This is a genomic window from Streptantibioticus parmotrematis, from assembly GCF_019890615.1.
Taxonomy (GTDB): Bacteria; Actinomycetota; Actinomycetes; order Streptomycetales; family Streptomycetaceae; genus Streptantibioticus_D; species Streptantibioticus_D parmotrematis.
The window spans coordinates 243,124-260,901 of the sequence record NZ_JAINVZ010000009.1 but is presented as its reverse complement, the minus strand read 5'-3'; the positions used below and the strand labels follow the sequence as shown (position 1 = coordinate 260,901).

Here is a 17,778-nt window from a genome sequence, read left to right as displayed (position 1 = left end):
TTGAACGCGTGGCGCAGCGCCCAGGGAGAATTGACCCCGACTCCCCAGGCGGGGCCTATTTCCTGGCCGATGATGGTCGTGACGCCGGAGGCCAGCGACGCCTCCATGATGCGGGGGGAAAGCAGGTGGACGTGGGTGTCGATGGCTCCGGCGGTGGCGATGAGTCCTTCGCCTGACACGATGGTGGTGCCGGTGCCGACGACCACGTCGACGCCGTCGAGCGTGTCGGGGTTCCCGGCCCGGCCGATGGAGACGATCCGCCCCTCGCGTACGCCGATGCTGGTCTTGCGGATGCCCTGGACAGCGTCGATGACCAGGACGTTGGAGACGACCAGGTCGCAGGTGTCGCGCACGGCGGCGGCCTTGAGGTGGAGTCCGTCGCGGGCGGTCTTGCCGAAGCCGGCCAGGAACTCCTCGCCCGGCTTCTGCGAGTCCGCCTCGACCCGGACGATCAGCCCGGAGTCCCCCAGCCGAATCCGGTCGCCGGCCCGCGGGCCGTGGACGGCGATGTAGTCCTGCGGTTCGATCGCGCCCCACGGCGCGACCGGACCCGGACGGCCGTGACAGCCCTGGACACCGAACGCACTGCCGCTCATCGGGAGCCCTCCTGTTCGAAACTCGTCAAGTAGCCACACGCCCGGGCCTTGTTGAGCGCCGCTTCTCGTGCACCGGGTGCGTCCAGTGGGCCGTCGACGAGACCGGCGAAGCCGAACGCCACTCGCGCGCCACCGATCGGACGCAGGCTCACCTCGACCACGTCAAGAGGTTCGAAGCGGACGGACGAACCCGCGGGAATCGCCAGTCGCATCCCGTACGCGAACTCCCGGTCGAACGCCAGGCGCGGGTTGACCTCGAAGAAGTGGAAGTGCGAGGTCACCGTCACCGGCACGGACGCGGTGTTGCGCACCCGCAGCACCGTCGTCGGCTCGGTCGGCTCGTAGCCCAGGCCCGCGCCCGGCAGCGCCGCGCCAGGAGCCTGTGCGCTCAGCGAACCCTCACCACGGAACGGGTCGTCGATCACGCACAACCGCGTCCCGTCCTCGAACACGGCCTCCACCTGCAGCGTCGTCACCACATCCGCCACCCCTGGCAGCACGTCCTCGGCGGACAGCACACTGCGGCCGGCCTCGATCGCCCCCGCCAGCCGTTCTCCGTCCCGAGCCGCCTCGCACACCGTGTCGGCGATCAGCGCGGTCGCCTCAGGGACGTTCAGCCGCAGCCCACGCGCACGCCGGGCGCGGGCGAGCAGGGCTGCGGTGAACAGGAGCAGCCGGTCCTTCTCCGTGGGGGTCAGTCGCATGGGCGGGTGCCTCGCTGAGTTGAGGGGCCGGGTCGGGAAGCGGTCAGGACTGGGACGGGGTGCCGGGCTGGTCGTGGGTGGAGCAGTGGATGCCGCCGCCGCCCGAGGCGATGTTGTCGATGTTCAGGGCGACGATGTCGCGGTCGGGGAAGTGGTCGCGCATGATCTGCTGAGCGTTCGCGTCGGCCTTGGAGTCGCCGAACTTCGGGAGGAAAACGGCTCCGTTGGCGATGAAGAAGTTGATGTAGGAGGAGACGAAGGCGTCGCCCTGGCCGGTGATCCGATCGGGGTCGGGCTCCGGCACCTCGATGATCCGCAGCGGCTTTCCGCGCGCGTCGGTGGCCTGACTCAAGGCCTCTTTGGCCTGGGCCGCCGCTTGCGACCAGACGTCGGTGGGGTCGCCGGGAAAAGGCTTGTCCAGCAGGACGACTCCGGGGGCGGCGAAGCGCGCCAGGCAGTCGACGTGTGCGTCGGTGATGTCCTTGCCCTTGACGCCCTTGAGCCAGACGACTTTGGTGACGCCCAAGGCCTTCATCAGCTCGTCCTCGATGTCGTCGCGGCTCATGCCAGGGTTGCGGTTGTCGTTGACGACCGAGCTCTCGGTGACCAGCAGGGTGCCCTGGCCGTCGGTCTCGAACGCGCCGCCTTCGGCGACGACGGGCGTCCTGATGCGGGGAATCCGGTACTTGGACAGCAGCGCGGCGGCGAGCTTCGAGTCGTTGCCGTGCTCCTTCTGCTTCCCGCCCCAGCCGTTGAAGTTGAAATCGACGCCCTTGAGCGTGTCGTCGTCGTGGACGAAGACGGGGACGGTGTCGCGGGCCCAGAAGTCGTCCACGGCCAGCGGTACGACCTCGACGCTGTCGCCCACCGCGGTTTGCGCGTCGTCGGCCTGTTCGGGACGGGCGAACATGACCACTGGCTCGTAACCGGCCACTGACCGGGCGAGGCGGGTGATGTCCGACCGGACGCCCGGAAGCTGGTCGCCCCAGACGTTCGTCGAGGCAGGCCAGCACATGAAGGTCCGGGCGTGGGACTCCCACTCGGCGCCGAACACCCGGCCGTCGGCTGCCGGGTCCGTGGCGGCAGTCGATCCGCCCGCTCCGGACGGGCGGCTGGAGGAGGCCGTTGAGGAGCAGGCGGCGGTGCCGACGGCCAGCAGGCCAAGGCCCGCGAAGGACTGGAGCATCAGCCGCCGGGACATCGAAGAGGACATGGAACACTCCTGGGCAGGACGGTCGAGCGGTGGTTCAGGCGTGCCGGACGCGCACGTTCGAGCACGGGGTGGGCCAGGCGCTCTGTTCGAGCGGAGAGCTGGGCAGGGGGTCCGAGGCGTCAGGCGCGGGGCTGCTGCATGGTCGAGCAGTGGATTCCGCCCCCGCCGGCCATCAGCCGGTCGACATCGAGCTGGACGACCTCACGGTCGGGGAACGCGCCGGCCAACGCCTGCCTGGCCTCCTCGTCCTTGACGACGTCACCGAACTGGGCGGTGATGACCGCGCCGTTGACGAGATGGAAGTTCAGATAGGAGTCGACGAAGGTCGACTTGCGCGAGCGCACCTGGCCCGGGCCCTCGATCCGGATCACCTGCAGTCGGCGTCCTCGCGCGTCAGTCGCGCGGGACAGGACGTCGAACTGCTCGCGGGAGTCGCGCGCCCACACATCGTTGCGGTCCGGCGGCGCGACCTGCACCATGACTACGCCGGGGCGGATGAACCGGGAGGTGACGTCGATGTGGTCGTCGGTGATGTCCCGGCCCTTGATGCCTGGGGTCCAGATCATCCGCTCGGCCCCGTAGGCGTCCAGCACCGCGCGCTCGATGTCGTCGCGGCCCGCGCCCCGGTTGCGGTTGCGATTGACCAGGCTGCTCTCGGTGGCCATGACGGTGCCGTCGCCGTCGGTCTCGATCGCCCCGGCCTCACCCACGAAGGCGGCTGCCTCGAACGGCAGGCCCTCGCGGGCGGCGACCGCACCCGCCACGGCGGCGTCGCGGGAGTGCGCCTGCTTGCGGCCCCAGCCGTTGAAGTTCAGGCCGACCGTGCTGAGCGCGCCCTGCGGAGTGCGGTGGAAGACGGCGCAGGTGTCGCGCATCCACAGGTCGTCGGTCGGGATCGAACTGATCACCTCGACCTGCCTGCCGCACAGAGACCGGGCGACGACTGCGGCGTGCTCGTCCGGTGCGCACATGGTCACCGGCTCGAAGCGGGCGACGGTGCGCGCGATCAGCGCGATGTCCTGCTGGACGCCGTCCAGCTGCCGGCCCCAGATCGACCGGGACGCGGGCCAGGACATCCAGGTGCGGGCATGCGGGACGTCGTCGGCCTCCACTCTTCCCCGCTCCCGCGCCGAAAACCGCTGCGTGGGCTGCCGGGGCTCGCCGAAGAGACGGTTGAACAGACGGCGCGGTTCGTTCATAGCCCCCACCATTCCATTAACTGAAAATTCAGTCAAGCCGAGGCGTCTGTGGCTCGACAATGCCGTCGAGTTCGACGGCTATCGCTTCCTTGAGCAGGCGGCGGGCGTGGTCGATGGGGAGCGAGCCGCTGAGCCAGCGCATGCTCAGGCCCTCCAATAGGGAGGTGAGCCGTTCGGCCGCCGCGGCGTGTGCCGGGGCGGTGCCCTGCGGGCAGGCTCGGCTGATCAGCTCGGCGGTCTCGTGTACCCAGGTCAGGGTGGCTTTGGCCAGCTCCTGCCGCAGATCGGGCTCGAAGATCGCGCTTGCCCGCAGCTCACCCCAGGCGGTGCTGTTCTCCCGCACCTCCGGGGTGTCTTGGAGTTCGAGCAGCAGTACCCGCTCCAGGTCGGTGTGCGGGGTGCGCGCTTCCTCGACCCCGCGTTCGGCGGTGTAGCGGTCCGCGCGGTCGTTGACGTACTCAAGGGTCTGGCGCAGGATCCCCGCGCGATCGGCGAAGTGGTAGTAGATCAAGGATGTCGAGACGCCGGCCTCGGCCGCCAGCTCGCCCACGCGCAGTCCGCGCACCCCGCGGCGGGCGATCACACGGACCGCGGCTCTCAGTATCTCGGTTCGACGGTCTGCCACAGGCGCAGAGACTACGTCATTCCAGGGGAATGCTGACCCAGTCTTCAGGAACGCCGTCCTCAGAGGTGGACGCAGGAGTGCCGAGCCCGGCGGTAGTGAGTGCCGTGAGGCTGGATACGGCTCCTCTGTGCGCCTAAGTGTCACATTTTGCTGCTGTTCGGGCGGCGAGAACTCTCCTGCCTGAGCGTATTGACTGAAGTTTCAGTTCGGTGGATGATTCGGGGCACCGCCCTCCCGCTCCCGCCGAGGCGGCTTCATACGGCGCTCGCCGGTCGCGAACGGCCCGCCGCGCCGCCCCTGTCGACAAGCCCGATGCCCGCACCCAGAGGAGATCGTTGTGCCCTTCCGCATGCCGGCCGAGTGGACCGAGCACGAGCGCTGCCTGATGGCCTGGCCGACCCGCCCCGACCTCTGGGAGCGGGTGCTGGACGATGTCCGGCACGAATACGCCGAGGTCGCCCGCGCGATCGCCGAGTTCGAGCCGGTCACCATGGTCGCTCTGCCTGGCCAGGGCGAGCAGGCTCGCGAACTGTGCGGCCCATCGGTCGAGATCGTCGAGATGCCTGTCGACGACTCCTGGCTCCGCGACTCCGGCCCCATCTTCGTCCTCGACGAGAACGGCGAGCGCGCCGGAGTCGACTTCCGCTTCAACGCCTGGGGCGGCAAGCACCGTCCATGGGATGCCGACGACAGGATCTCCGCGCTGCTCCTTGAGCGCCTCGGCGTTCCACGCGTCCCCTCCGGGATGATCCTTGAGGGCGGCGCGATCACGGTGGACGGCGAGGGCACACTGATCACCACCGAGCAGTGCCTGCTCAACCCCAACCGCAACCCCGGCCTGAACCGCGAGCAGATCGAGGACGAGCTCAAGAGCCGCCTAGGCGTCACCACGATCATCTGGCTTCCTTACGGAGGCCTGGAGGACACCGAGACCGACGGCCACGTGGATGGCGTGTGCGCGTTCGTCGCCCCTGGCAAGGTGGTCGTCCAACTGCCCAGCGACCCGGATCACCCCGACCATGAGCGCATGCGGATCAACCGCGCGGTCCTGGAGAACGCCGTGGACGCCAAGGGCCGCCGCCTGGAGATCGTCGACCTGCCGCAGAGCGCCTTCGTCGAGGTCGACGGCCGTCATACCGAGGTCGGCTACCTGAACTTCTACATCGCCAACGGCGGCGTGGTCGTCCCGGTCGCCGACGTGCCCGAGGCGGACCAGGGGGCGCTGTCGGTCATCGCCTCCGCCTTCCCCGACCGCAAGGTCGTCGGCGTCCCCACCCGCACGGTGGCCTGGGGCGGCGGCGGCATCCACTGCATCACCCAGCAGGTGCCCCGCACCTGACCCGTCCCGCCCGCACTGGCCCTGTTCCCGGTCGGCGCGGTGGCCGCACGTGCCGCCCGTCCCGGCTGCTGAAGTCAATCCCACCGCCTCCCCCGACGGGCTGGAAGACGGAAGAGAGAACTCGATGCCACATCCCATGTCCCGGTCCGGCAGACCGGATCAGCCCAGAAGCAACCGCCGCACGGTGACCGTACTGGCCGGTGTCGCCGTGCTCGCCCTGGTCGCCGCCTGCTCGGGGCCGCCCGGCACCGGGGCCGCCGGGCAGTCCGGCGCGTTCAGGCTGTCGACCGGAACACCGCTCCCCAAGGGCGACATCGCCTCGTTCACCTGGGCCTCCTACGCCGAACCGCTCACCCTGGATTACGCGAAGGCCTTCGACTACCCGTCGAACACCATCCTGTCCAACGTATGCGAGAGCCTGATGAAGTGGACCCCGCGGCTGAAGGAGGTCCCCGGTCTCGCTGAACAGGCCCTGCACCCGAACCCGACCACGTGGGTCTACGACCTGCGCCCCGGCGTGCACTTCCATGACGGTTCGGTGATGACGGCCGACGACGTCGTCTACAGCCTCGACCGGCAGGTGGACCCGAAGGTCGGCGGCGCCTGGGCGGGCGTCTTCCAGAACGTCGCCTCGATCACCAAGACCGGCCCCCTCCAGGTGACGGTCGAGCTGAAGAGGCCTGACGCGCTCTTCCCTCAGTACATGGCCACGACCGCCGGTGTGGTGGCCGGTGAGAAGGGCGTCAAGGCCGCCGGAGCGAACTGGGGAACCAGCACCCTCGACTGCACCGGACCGTTCAAGCTCGGGACCTGGAAGAAGGGACAGTCGATCGAGCTCGACCGGTTCGCCGACTACTGGGGCACTCCGGCCAAGGCCGGCAAGGTGACCTTCGAATTCCTGACCGACCCCTCCGCGCGTACCAACGCGATGCTCACCGGCGCCGTCGACGGTGGCTATCTGATCCCCACCGAGAGCTACCAGCGGCTTCGCGACAGCGGAGTCGGCACCCTCTCCTTCGGCGAGAGCCTGAGCACCGTCAACGTCAACATCACCAACATGAAGGGCGTGCTCGGCGATCCCCGGGTGCGGCAGGCGCTGTCGCTGGCTCTCGACCGCTCGGGCTTCGTCAAGCAGGGACTGGCCGGCAACGGTCAGGTCACCAACGCACTGACCGACAAGGCCGCCTGGACGGCGGCCGGCCCGCAGACGCTGAAGACGGCCTTCGACCTGCCGTCCGCCACGCCTGACCTGGCCAAGGCGAAGGAGCTGATCAAGGAGGCCGGTGCGACGGGCAAGACCGTCACCGTGGCCACAAGCGCGATCGGGCAGGACGTCTCCCTGCTCGCCACCGCCGTGCAGGCGGCCGGCACCGAGATCGGCCTGAACGTCCACGTGAAGACCATCGCCCCCGACGCCTTCTCTGCGCTGTTCACCGATCCCACGGCGCGCCAGGGCATCGACATGTTCCCCGAGACCTACTACCTGTCCATCACCGACCCGATGGACCTCCTCGCCAACTTCGAGACCGGCAACTACCAGAACTACGCCGGCTACAGCGACCACGCCTACGACAAGCTCGTCCAGCAGGCCGTCGGCACCGACGACCCCGCCAAGCGCCTGGCGACCGAGGCGAAGTTGCAGCAGATGGCGGTGAAGCAGAACCTGTGGATCCCGGTGGCCGACTGGCCCACCGCGCTGTTCATGAACAAGCGGATCACCGGTGCGCCCACCACCATCTCCTACCTGTACTACCCGTGGGCCGCCGACGTCGGGGCCGCGGGATGACCTTCCTGCGCTTCGCCCTGCGCCGGCTCGCGGAGATGGCCGCGACGCTGCTCGCCGCATCGTTCCTGATCTTCGGCGCCATGTACCTGGCCCCGGGCAACCCCGCGAGCTTTCTGCTCTCGGGCCGCTCCGCCTCCCCCGAGGCGTTCAGGGCCATCAACGCCCAGTACCACCTGAACGATCCGTTCTGGCAGCAGTATCTGCGGTGGCTCGGCCAGGTTCTGCGCGGCGACTTCGGGCGGTCCATCGAATACCGGACCCCGGTGTCCACGCTGCTCGCCTCCCGGCTGCCCAGCACGTTGCTGCTGGTGGCCATGGCCCTGGCGCTGGTCGTCGTCATCGGCCTCGCGCTCGGCTGGACCGGGGCCGTGCGCGGCGGCGCCACGGACTCCACGATCCTCGTCGCCACCACGTTCGCCGTCGGCACCCCCTCGTTCGTGGCGGCCGTCCTGCTCCAGGGACTGTTCTCCGTCAAGCTCGGCTGGTTCCCCAGCAGCGGCACCGGCAGCGGTCCGGCGTCGATGCTCTGGCACCTCACGCTCCCGGCCCTCGCCCTCGCTCACTACCTGATCGGCATGCTCGCCCGAGTCACCCGCAGCGCCATGCTGGAGGTCATGGGTCACGAGCACGTCACCGTGGCCCGCAGCCGCGGCGTCCCGGAGCGGGCAGTGATCCGCCGTCACGTCTTCCGCAACACACTGGGCACCGTGCTCACCATGGGCGGCCTGATCGTCTCCACCCTGCTGATCTGCACCGTCCTGGTCGAGACGGCCTTCAGCGTCAACGGCGTCGGGCAACTTCTCGACCTCTCCACGACCACGAAGGACTTCCCCGTGGTCCAGGCGATCTCCCTGATCATCGTCGCGATCTTCATGATCGTGAACTTCCTCGTCGACCTGCTGCTCCCACTCGTCGACCCCAGGGTCACCCTCGGCACGAGAGGAGGGGCCGTATGACCATCGCACTCGTCCGCCGACCGGGGCTGGCCCGAATCAGGACCCGGGGCTCCTGGCTCTACCTGCTCTGCCTGGGCTTCCTCGCCGTCGTCGTCCTCCTCGCGCTGCTCGCCCCGTGGCTCTCCCCGCACGATCCCAACGCCGTGGACCTCGGCAACGCACTCGCGGGACCGTCCGCGGCCCACCCTCTGGGCGTCGACGGTTCCGGACGCGACACCGCGTCCCGGCTGATCACCGGGGCCCGCACTTCCCTGCTCGGCCCGCTGGGTGTCGTGCTGTTCTCCACCGTCGCCGGAGTCATCGTCGGGACCGCGGCCGGCTGGCGCGGCGGGTGGCTCGACTCGCTGCTCTCCCGCACCACCGAACTCGTCTTCGCCTTCCCGGGACTGCTTCTTGCGATCCTCATCGTCTCGATCTACGGGGAAGGGCTGATCGCACCGGTCATCGCGCTCGGCATGGCCTACCTCCCGTACGTCAGCCGCCTCACCCGCTCCCTCGTCCTCGCCGAACGCGAACGCCCCTTCGTCGAGGCCTACCAGGTGCAGGGCCACTCCGGGCTGCAGATCTGCCTGCGCCATGTGCTGCCCAACATCGCCCCGGTGGTGCTGGCCCAGTCCACCGTCAACTTCGGCTACGCCCTCATCGATCTGGCCGGTCTGTCCTTCCTCGGCCTCGGCGTCCCCGCCCTCACGCCCGACTGGGGCCGCATGGTCTTCGACGGCGAGAGCGCGATCCAGGCCGGCTACCCGCTCTGCGCGATCCTGCCCTGCGCCGCGATCGTGCTGACCGTCGTCGCCTTCAACGTCGTCGGCGAACGCTGGGCCGACCGGGTCGCAAGGAGAGACCGATGACCACCCCCGCCGAGACCACCCTCGACATGCGCGGGCTGAGGCTCCATCTGCCCGGAGCCGCACGACCCGTCCTGGCCGGGATCGATCTGACCGTCGCCGAGCGCGAGACCGTCGCGCTGGTGGGCGAGTCCGGCTCCGGAAAGAGCCTCACCTCGCGCAGCGTGCTGCGGCTGTTGCCACCGGGCGCCACGACCGAGGGCGTCATCGCCGTCCAGGGTGAGGACGTGCTGGCCATGAACGCCAAGCGGTTGCGACACCTGCGTACCCATACCGCGGCCATGATCTTCCAGGACCCCCGCGCCGCCATCAACCCGCTGCGCCGCGTAGGGGACTTCCTCACCGAGAGCCTGCGCCTGAACGCCGACCTCTCGGACGATACGGCGGCCGAGCGCGCCGCGCGGATGCTCGACGCCGTCGGGCTCGGCGAACGCGTGCTCGGTCAGTACCCCGGCCAGCTGTCCGGCGGCATGCTGCAACGAGTCATGATCGCGTCCGCCTTGATGGGTGACCCGGCCCTGATCCTCGCCGACGAGCCCACCACCGCCCTCGACGTGACCACCCAGGCAGAGGTCGTCGGACTCCTGGACGACCTGCGCGAACGCTTCGGCACCGGACTGCTCTTCGTCACCCACGACCTGGGTCTCGCCGCGGCCATCAGCGACCGTGTCTACGTCATGTACGCCGGGCGGATCGCCGAGACCGGCCCCGCCCAGGCGATGTTCGAGCGTCCCCGCCACCCCTACACCGCCGCGTTGCTGCGCTCCACACCGCGCCTGGCCACCCCGCAGGGCCGGCTCGCCGCCATCAAGGGGCAGCCGCCCAGCCTGCGCGAGGAGTTGACGGGCTGCCCGTTCGCCGCCCGCTGCGCCTTCACCACGCCGGTGTGCACCGAGGAACTGCCACCGCACGTTCCGGTGCGCAGCGAACCGACCCGGCTCGTCGCCTGCCACCACAGCGACGAACTCGCCGACCAGCTCGCAGAAAGCGCCCTCCATGACTGACACCACCGGAGCGGGCCCCGAGCCCGCAGGCGGCGGGACCGTGCTCGAAGTGACCGGCCTGCACCGGGCCTTCGGCAGCGTCCAGGCGGTCCACGACGTCTCGTTCAGCCTCGCGCGGGGCGGTTCGCTGGGCATCGTCGGAGAGTCCGGCTCCGGCAAGACCACTACCGCGCGGATCGTCGTCGGACTGGAACGCGCCGACGCGGGCCGCGTCATGGTCTGCGGCCGGGACCGGTCCGGGCAGCCCGGGCGAGGCCGCACCCAGCGGCTGGAGCGGGCCCGTGAGGTGCAGATGGTCTTTCAGGATCCGTTCCTCTCACTCGACCCGCGGGTGAGTGTCGGCAACGTGCTGCGTGAGGCCCTGCGGCTCCATTTCCCCGAGACCAGGGTCGACCACGCGCGCCGCGTCGGCGAGTTGCTCGACCAGGTCGGCCTCGGCTCCCGGGAGGCCGCGGCGCTGCCGCGACAGCTGTCCGGCGGCCAGCGCCAGCGCGTCGCGATCGCACGCGCGCTCGCGGTGAAACCGGCTGTTCTGGTCCTGGACGAGGCGGTGGCCGCACTCGACGTGTCGGTGCAGGCGCAGATCCTCAACCTGCTGGCCGACATCCGTCGCGACACCGGGATCGGCTACCTGTTCATCACCCACGACCTCGGCGTGGTGCGCTGCGTCACCGACGACGTCGTGGTGATGCGACACGGCCGCGTCGTCGAGGCAGGCCCGACCGCCGACGTCCTGGCCGACCCGCGGCACGCCTACACCCGACTGCTGCTGGATTCCGTCCCCCGCCCGGGCTGGAACCCCAAACACATCGCCGCGGCGCGGCGCGCCCTGTAGTGCGCGGCGGGAAGGCCAGGCGCACCGACCGAGGCGGCGATGCCGCAACTCGTGGGCCGACATCCTCGCCTCGCCCCGGGCCTCACCGGGATGGCCGACAGCCGGCGACTGAGCAGCGGTCGGTCGGCCGTCGCCCTGTCTCTGGCGCTCGGCTGGACGGCTGCCACTTCGTGCGCGCTGATCTGCCCGCGTGCCGGAAGGCGAGCGTCACGCTCCTGGGCGGTCGACTCCGGCCGTGAGGCCGTGGACCAGCGCGCGCACCACGGTGACGGCGTCCACGTCCGAACCCAGCGACTGGATGGCGGCCAACCCGTCCGCACCGGCCGCCAGCGCCTCACCCAGCGCGACCGCGTCGACCCCGCCTCCACGTTCGTCGGCGAGCACCTGGAACAACTCGACGAAGCAGGCGCGCCAGCGCGCGTACTCCGCCGCCAACGCGGACCGCACACGCTCGTCGTTCACGGAGAACCAGTGCAGTGTGGAGTGCAACCGCGACATGTCCGAGGTCTCCGGTTGCGTCAGCAGCGCGACCACCCGCTCGACGCGCTCGGCGAATGAGCCCGGTTCCCGGACGGCCGCCTCCAGCGGCGTCACCCACTCCGGACGGATGTCCTCGATCACCGCCACGATCAGATCCGTGCGGTCCTTGAAGTGGTAATGGCACATCCCGTGCGTCACACCGCTCAGCGCCGCGACATTCCGCGTGGTGAAGGGCGCGTCACCGTTCCCCGCCAGCAGGCTGCGCGCAGCCGTGAGCAGCCGAGCCCGCGTCTGCTCGCCCTTCGCCGACACGCGCGGCTTGCGGGCCGTTCCCACCACGCCCCGCACTGCTCCCGCTCGCTCCGCCGAAGAGCCCCCGTCCGCCACCCCTGTCGCCATCCGCCCACCTTAACCACGCCACCGGGCCCACGACCCGGCCACAACCTCACCACGGCCGCCGGAAAGGACTGCGGCTCCACTCTGCCACGAGTATTGACCGAGCGCATGGTCAGTTATACGTTCTCGGGCAGCCGCGGACCCCGCGCGCACGGCAACCGGGAGGCCTTTCATGGACCAGCACGGCAGAGCCGCATCACCGCACAGTCAGCTCGGCACCTCCCCAGCTCCCCTCAACAGGCGGAGCTTCCTGGCCACCGCCGGTCTCACCGCCGCCGGCACCGCCTGGGCGCTGAGCGGCCTGGGCGCCGGAACCGCCCGGGCAGCGACCCGGCGCGGGGCGGCCACGCGCGTCCCGCCCGCCGTCCGGGCGGCATCGGCAGGCGCGTTGGCCGTTCCGCTGGACAGCGTCACTCACACCCGCACCTGGATGGCCTGGCCCGACAGCACCGCCATCTACGGGCGCAAGCTCTCCGGCATGCAGGCCAACATCGCCTTGATCGCCGACACCATCGCGCAGTACGAGCCGGTGTACCTTCTCGCCAACTCCGCGAGCGTCTCGGCCGCGGAGAACGCCTGTACCAACCCGAACGTCACCGTGATCGGGTCGATCCCCGTCGACGACTGCTGGATGCGCGACTCCGGCCCGGTCTTCCGTACCGATGGCGCAGGCGGCATCGACGCCGTCGGCCTGAACTTCAACGGCTGGGGCGGCAAGCAGAAGCACGCCAACGACGCGCTGGTCGCCGAGCGGGTAGCCGACTTTCTCGGCGTCGACTTCACCGCTGCGGGACTGGTGAGCGAGGGCGGCGCCATCGAGACCGACGGCGCGGGCACCGTGATGGCCACCCGCAGCAGCATCATCAACTCCGATCGCAACCCCGGAATGACCCAGGCCCAGATCGAACAGGCCATGTGCGCCGCCTACGGCGCCTCGAAAGTCATCTGGTTCACCGGTATCAGCGGCCAGGACATCACCGACGACCACGTCGACGCCACGTCCCGCTTCCTCGCCCCCGGCGGCGGGCTCGTCCAGACCCCCAACCCCGCCGATCCCTCCGACATCTGGTCCAAGGACGAGCAACAGCAGTACCAGACGCTCTCCACCTCGACCGACGCCCAGGGCGACGCGATCGCCGTCACCAAGCTCCAGTCACCCGACTACAACAAGATCCGCCAGACCAGCGTCGACTTCGTCGACTCCTACGCCAACTACTACGTCTGCAACGGCGCCGTCATCTCCGCCCAGTTCGGCGACAGCTCCGCCGACGCCAACGCCAAGGCCGTCCTGCGGCGCCTCTTCCCGGGCCGCACCGTCGTCCAGCTCAATATCGACAACATCGGCAACCAGGGCGGTGGCATCCACTGCGTCACCCAGCCCCAGCCCGCTCCGTAAGACCGCTGGCCCGCGTCTCGTCGCGGTTCCTCTCGGCCCGGCAGAGTGCCGCCCGAGGCGCGGCGGCGAGGCCACTGCTCCGGGGCGGTGGCCGTCCGTGGGAGCAGCATGGTTCAGGACAGCGCGACAAGGTGTACCGGCCTCGTTCTGTCCTGCTCACTGATGCTGCTGCTGCCCTTGTCCGCGATCTTCGTCATGTCGGCGCTGGACCTCACGGCTGGCCGGCGGCTGTTGTGCGGGTGTCGGCTCTGACGGTGATGGTGGGGATGATCGCGACGGGGTGGTGAGTACTCATGGATCCTCAAGGGTGGTCGTGCACTGCGGGCGAACGTGCCCTGACTGACGGGCAGTTGGGGCGCAGGCCGGTCGGCCGGCAAAGGAGCGGGCTGTCGTCGACGCTGTGCGGTCCGGGCCGGGCCGGGACGGCTGGTCCGGCCCGAACGCGGCGCGGTCGAAGGGGTGGAGTCCCGGCCCCACCCGCTGCCGGTCTGCGGGGCGGTCTAGTTCCGCGGGCGGCCGAGCCAGCGGGTCGCGGCCTGCTGGAACGCTTCGGCATCGGCGTGATCGTCGGCCCACGCCACGATGCCGTCCGGGCGGATGAGCAGGGCGGTGAATCCGAGGTCGTCGCGCACCGGTCCGGCCGCGTAGTGGATCCGGCCCGCCCAGTCCTTGGCCACGGTCTGCAGCGCACGGTCGCGGCTGAAGTCCAGGAGCACGCCCCGGCCCTCGCGCAGCAATTCGCCGAGGCGGGTGCCTTCGGTGAAGCGGAAGTCGGGGGCGCTGCGGCCGACGAGTGGCTGCTCGCTGCCCAGGTCGTAGCGGTGGAACAGTCCCGAGGTCTGCCGGTAGACGTGCGTCACCCCGTCGGGGGTGCTCATCAGGTCGAGGGCCAGCTTGCGCAGGGCGGGGGCGTTGGGGCCCGGCTTCATGGTGGCGACCTGGGCGCGGGACCAGTCGAGGATGGCGGCGCCGACGGGGTGGCGCTCGTCGGTGTAGGTGTCGAGCAGGCCCTCGGGGGCGGTGCCGTGGAGGGTGTCGGCGAGCTTCCAGCCGAGGTTGACGGCGTCGCCGATGCCGAGGTTGAGGCCCTGGCCGCCGAGCGGTGAGTGGATGTGCGCGGCGTCACCGGCGAGCAGGACGCGGCCGTTGCGGTAGCTGGTGACCTGCATGGCACGGTCGGTGAAGCTGGAGGCAAGCTCGACGCCGGTCAGCGTCACGTCGGTGCCGGAGACGCGGCGCAGGACCGCCTGGAGGTGCTCGCGGGTCAGCGGCCGGGAACGGTCGAAGGTGCCGCCGTCGAAGTCGTTCATGCCCAGGTGTCCCTCGAAGGGGGTGCGCAGATACATGCCGGTCGGCGTCAGGTTGAAGCCGAGCGGCAACTGCTCGGGGTCGGCGAAGGTGACCTTGGCGACGTAGCCGGTGAACAGCGGGTCGGTGCCGGTGAAGTCGAAGCCGACCCGCTCGCGCACCGCGCTGCGCCCGCCGTCGCAGCCCACCAGCCAACGGCCCCGGTACTGCCGTCCGCCTGCGGTGGCGGTGACGCCGTCGTCGTCCTGGGTCACGGCGGTGACCGGAGCCCCCCGGACGATCTCCACGCCGAGGGACGCGGCGCGCTCGGCCAGCACGGTCGCGACGGCTTCGAGGCTCGTCATGAACCCTTCCATCGCCGGGCTGGGCAGGCGGAACGGCAGCGCGGACGCGTCGATGCCGCTCGCGTCCAGGCCCATGCCCGCGAAATGGGACACGCTGCGTGGCGCGGGCGCCTCGATCGTTTCGGGATCGGCGCCGACCTCCTTCGCGTCGGCGCCGGAGGCGTCCATCATCGCGTCGAGCAAGCCGCGGCGGTAGAGGGTTTCGGCCGAGCCGGCGTTCAGGCCGCGCATGCCGAGCGGGAGTGCCTTCAGCGGGGAGCTGAGTTCCTGGTCCCGTTCGAGGACGAGGACCGAGCAGCCGGATCGGGCCAGTTCGCCGGCCAGGAACAGGCCGACCGGGCCGCCGCCCGCGATCACCACGTCGTGCATAGGAGTTTTCCCTTCGAGGAAGGTCGGTCGGGCTGCCCGGCGCTGCCCGGCCCGGTGGGACAGGTCAGCGCAGACGGGCGAGGCCGTCGAGGACGACGGCGATGCCGGTGAGGAACTGCTCGCGGTCGTCGTGCTCCCTTATCTGGCCGACGATGGCGTGCATGAACGGGTAGGACTCGGCGTCGAGGTCCCGCCACGCTCGCGAGGTCTGGTCGAAGAACTCCTCGCGGTCCGCATCGGGGTCGATGCCGGAGGTGTCGCCTTCGACGCGGGCGTTCTGGCTGATCGCGCCGAGGATGTAGTGCACGAGCGTGGAGGCGGCGTCGAACCAGCGGGGTCGCGGGACGCCCAGGGCGCCCACCTGCCGGCCGAGCCTTTCGAAGATGCCCACCGTGACCGGGCCGACGGGGTTGCGGATGATCTGGAGGGTCAGCCGGGTGGCGAGCCAGTGGTGTTCGGCGATGGCGTCGAACAAGGCCAGGGCGACGGCGCGGATCTCGTCCTCGGGCGTCGCCCGCGCTCCGGCGGACCTGGTCGACAGGGCCGCGGTGATCACGGATTCCGTCGCCGCGTCCAGCAGCTCGTCCCGGTTGCCGACGTGGTAGTAGATCGCCCCAGACCCGGTGGCCAGGCGGTCGGTCATCGCCCGGACGGTCAGGGCACCTTCACCGCCGCTGTCGAGAAGGCCGATCGCGGTGTCGAGGATCCGCTCCCGGGAGAGCACCTGGTTACGCCGCTGAGTGCGGCGTGCTCGTGTAGGCATGTCCCGAATATGACACGGTTGGAGCGCTGTGCCAAGTTGGAGCGCCAAACTAACTTGGAGCATTGTGCCACTTTAGAACGGTGCGCCAATTGCGAGCTCTTGGCGATGAATTCCTGCTCGCGTCTTCGCGGACCCGTTCCCTGGCCGGCTCCATCAGCGTCGGCGCCCGAAAACGTGTCCCGCGCGGCCGGTGACCGACCGGGGTGGAGGTGAGCGCCTCATCGCCCCGCGCGAGCCGTACGTGGTGGCGCGGTCCGACGTCCAGTCCCGGCAAACGACACACCGGGGCCGTTGGACCATCCGGCCGATCCGACGCTCCTTGCGCGTGCGGGGCGTGGGAACCTCCCATAGCTTCGCTTGCGAGTGGCTCTGGCGCGGGCCGCACGGAACGCGGAAAGGCGAGGGAACCGTCATGACCGAACGCCGCGGCTTCGCAGCCGCACGCCTTGTCACCGGTGACCTCTGCCACGTGGCATCCCCGTCAGCCCGCCACTGGTGCTCGATGTGACCGGCACCGGCACCGGTTCCCATGACGGGCAAGGGTCGATGCGGCTGCGGGAGCTGGTCTTCGGCTGCGCCTGCGCGGGCGCGGTGCGGGCCGCCGCCCGGCTCGGTCTGGCCGACGCGCTCGACGACGGCTCCTCGCTCTCCGCCAGCGTGCTCGCCGAGCGGGTGGACGCCCACCCCGGCGCGCTCGCCCGGCTGTTGCGCGCGCTGTCGTCGTACGGTGTCTTCGAGCAGCAGCCTGACGGGACGTTCGCCCACACGTCGATGTCGCGGATGCTGCGCGCGGACGCACCGGACAGCCTTCACCACATCGCCCTGTGGTGTACCGAGCCGTGGACCTGGCAGCTGTGGCCACGACTCGACGAAGCGGTCCGCACCGGCGGGAGCGTCTTCCCCGAGGTGTTCGGCAAGGAGTTCTTCCCTTACCTCCAGGAGGACGCGCCCGACAGCGCCAGGGTGTTCGACCGAGCCATGACGGGCTCCAGCCGTCAGGCCGCCGCGGACCTTGCGCAGGTGCTCGACCTCACCGGCGTGACCGAGGTCGTGGACATCGGCGGCGGCCAGGGACACGTACTGGCCGCGCTCCTGGAGAAGCAGCCGACGCTGCGCGGCACGCTGCTCGACCTGCCGCAAGTGGTGGCGGGCGCCGACACCCGGCTGCGCGACGGCGGACCACTCGCCTCACGCACGCGTCTGCTCCCCGGCGACTGCCGCCGGACCGTGCCGGTGAGCGGCGACCTGTACGTCATCAAGAACGTCCTGGAATGGGATGAGAACAGTACCCGCCGCACGCTGCGCAACATCATGAAGGCGGCAAGACCGGGTGCCTCGGTCGTGATCGTGGAGAACCTCGTGGACGGCACGCCGTCCATGCGGTTCACCAGCGCCATGGACCTGCTCCTGCTTCTCAACGTCGGCGGCGCCAAGCACTCCCGGGACAGCCTCACGGCACTCATCACCGAAGCCGGCCTGCGCCTCGGTGGCGTCACCACGGTCAACGCCTATCTGCACGCCTTCCACACCACCGTGCCCGGCTGAACGAGACCCGGCGTCGACCGAGACCGCGGGTGCGGCACGGACGCCGGGCCTGTCGTCAGGCCGTGCCGCTTG

General features: G+C 70.2%; 15 protein-coding genes and 1 pseudogene. 8 read left to right on the top strand and 8 right to left on the bottom strand.

Features of this window, described 5'->3' with window-relative positions; translation table 11 throughout:
• From K7472_RS16040 to K7472_RS16020, 5 genes and pseudogenes are all read right to left on the bottom strand, one after another.
• Window positions 1-596: pseudogene (locus K7472_RS16040) on the bottom strand (urease subunit alpha); the annotation flags it as partial.
• Window positions 593-1,300, bottom strand: a complete 708-nt coding sequence (ureA, locus tag K7472_RS16035; RefSeq protein WP_222978497.1) for an urease subunit gamma — start codon at window positions 1,298-1,300, stop codon at window positions 593-595. The gene ureA and the pseudogene K7472_RS16040, both read right to left, overlap by 4 nt.
• Window positions 1,301-1,343: 43 nt before the next feature.
• Window positions 1,344-2,513: an agmatine deiminase family protein gene (locus tag K7472_RS16030; protein ID WP_222978496.1), complete on the bottom strand. Its 1,170-nt coding sequence runs from the start codon at window positions 2,511-2,513 to the stop codon at window positions 1,344-1,346.
• 119 nt (window positions 2,514-2,632) lie between these two features.
• On the bottom strand, window positions 2,633-3,712 hold the full coding sequence (locus tag K7472_RS16025; RefSeq protein WP_252395652.1) for an agmatine deiminase family protein: 1,080 nt from the start codon (window positions 3,710-3,712) through the stop codon (window positions 2,633-2,635).
• A gap of 28 nt (window positions 3,713-3,740) precedes the next feature.
• Window positions 3,741-4,337, bottom strand: coding sequence for a TetR/AcrR family transcriptional regulator (locus tag K7472_RS16020; RefSeq protein ID WP_222978492.1), 597 nt, complete (start codon window positions 4,335-4,337; stop codon window positions 3,741-3,743).
• Between the two features lie 337 nt (window positions 4,338-4,674).
• Here K7472_RS16020 and K7472_RS16015 point away from each other — a divergent pair, with 337 nt between their 5' ends.
• The 6 genes from K7472_RS16015 (at window position 4,675) to K7472_RS15990 (ending at window position 11,105) form a co-directional block, all read left to right on the top strand.
• The gene (locus K7472_RS16015; protein WP_308013935.1) at window positions 4,675-5,676 is read left to right on the top strand and encodes an agmatine deiminase family protein; all 1,002 of its coding nucleotides are present in this window, start codon (window positions 4,675-4,677) and stop codon (window positions 5,674-5,676) included.
• 184 nt (window positions 5,677-5,860) lie between these two features.
• Complete coding sequence (locus K7472_RS16010; RefSeq protein WP_308013934.1) at window positions 5,861-7,462, top strand: ABC transporter substrate-binding protein; 1,602 nt, start codon at window positions 5,861-5,863, stop codon at window positions 7,460-7,462.
• Entirely contained in the window at window positions 7,459-8,418 is a 960-nt protein-coding gene (locus K7472_RS16005; protein WP_222978491.1) for an ABC transporter permease, read from the top strand. The genes K7472_RS16010 and K7472_RS16005 overlap by 4 nt, the downstream gene beginning before the upstream one ends.
• Window positions 8,415-9,269 carry an ABC transporter permease gene (locus K7472_RS16000; protein WP_222978483.1) on the top strand — a complete coding sequence of 285 codons (855 nt, stop codon included), beginning with the start codon at window positions 8,415-8,417 and terminating at the stop codon, window positions 9,267-9,269. Before K7472_RS16005 ends, K7472_RS16000 begins: the two co-directional genes overlap by 4 nt.
• Complete coding sequence (locus tag K7472_RS15995) at window positions 9,266-10,270, top strand: ABC transporter ATP-binding protein (protein ID WP_222978481.1); 1,005 nt, start codon at window positions 9,266-9,268, stop codon at window positions 10,268-10,270. Before K7472_RS16000 ends, K7472_RS15995 begins: the two co-directional genes overlap by 4 nt.
• Window positions 10,263-11,105 carry an ABC transporter ATP-binding protein gene (locus tag K7472_RS15990; RefSeq protein WP_222978479.1) on the top strand — a complete coding sequence of 281 codons (843 nt, stop codon included), beginning with the start codon at window positions 10,263-10,265 and terminating at the stop codon, window positions 11,103-11,105. Before K7472_RS15995 ends, K7472_RS15990 begins: the two co-directional genes overlap by 8 nt.
• Window positions 11,106-11,312: 207 nt before the next feature.
• Here K7472_RS15990 and K7472_RS15985 read toward each other — a convergent pair whose 3' ends face one another.
• Complete coding sequence (locus tag K7472_RS15985) at window positions 11,313-11,984, bottom strand: TetR/AcrR family transcriptional regulator (protein WP_222978477.1); 672 nt, start codon at window positions 11,982-11,984, stop codon at window positions 11,313-11,315.
• A 169-nt stretch (window positions 11,985-12,153) separates the two neighbouring features.
• Here K7472_RS15985 and K7472_RS15980 point away from each other — a divergent pair, with 169 nt between their 5' ends.
• Window positions 12,154-13,377, top strand: coding sequence for an agmatine deiminase family protein (locus tag K7472_RS15980; protein ID WP_222978475.1), 1,224 nt, complete (start codon window positions 12,154-12,156; stop codon window positions 13,375-13,377).
• Window positions 13,378-13,877: 500 nt separating this feature from the next.
• Here K7472_RS15980 and K7472_RS15975 read toward each other — a convergent pair whose 3' ends face one another.
• Window positions 13,878-15,398 carry an FAD-dependent oxidoreductase gene (locus K7472_RS15975; protein WP_222978473.1) on the bottom strand — a complete coding sequence of 507 codons (1,521 nt, stop codon included), beginning with the start codon at window positions 15,396-15,398 and terminating at the stop codon, window positions 13,878-13,880.
• Between the two features lie 64 nt (window positions 15,399-15,462).
• A complete protein-coding gene (locus K7472_RS15970; protein ID WP_222978470.1) occupies window positions 15,463-16,161 on the bottom strand; it encodes a TetR/AcrR family transcriptional regulator in 699 nt (232 codons plus the stop codon).
• Between the two features lie 546 nt (window positions 16,162-16,707).
• Between K7472_RS15970 and K7472_RS15965 the strand changes: the two genes are divergently transcribed.
• Entirely contained in the window at window positions 16,708-17,706 is a 999-nt protein-coding gene (locus K7472_RS15965; RefSeq protein WP_222978526.1) for a methyltransferase, read from the top strand.
• Window positions 17,707-17,778: the final 72 nt, after the last annotated feature.